Here is a 290-nt window from a genome sequence, read left to right on the forward strand (position 1 = left end):
TGTCGAGGTACAGGGATTGGTCTAGCGGAGAATTAGCGCTTGATCCCAAAACGGTGAACAGTCGCTTGGCCCTGATTGTGAAGTTCTACCGATGGGCCAAGCAGCGCAACCTGATAACCGTGCTGCCCTTCGGGGAGAAAAGGGTCAGGGTGGCTCCACATTCCGGTCTTCTCAGTCATGTTGCTCAACCCGGAGCCGAGAGCACGAAGGCTTCGGTGATGGTGCGTGACCGAAAGCGCCTGACCAAATTCTTGACCAAGGATCAAGTCAAGGTATGCGTTGCCTTGGAT

The 290-nt window shown here is 54.8% G+C and carries 1 protein-coding gene; it reads left to right on the forward strand.

Going from position 1 to position 290, the window contains the following annotated elements:
* Positions 1–65: 65 nt before the first annotated feature.
* A partial coding sequence (locus KMS84_RS44465) for a hypothetical protein (RefSeq protein WP_256921556.1) occupies positions 66–290 on the forward strand: 225 nt, incomplete at its 3' end.

Source organism: Streptomyces hilarionis (assembly GCF_024539675.1).
In the GTDB taxonomy this organism is placed as follows: domain Bacteria; phylum Actinomycetota; class Actinomycetes; order Streptomycetales; family Streptomycetaceae; genus Streptomyces; species Streptomyces hilarionis.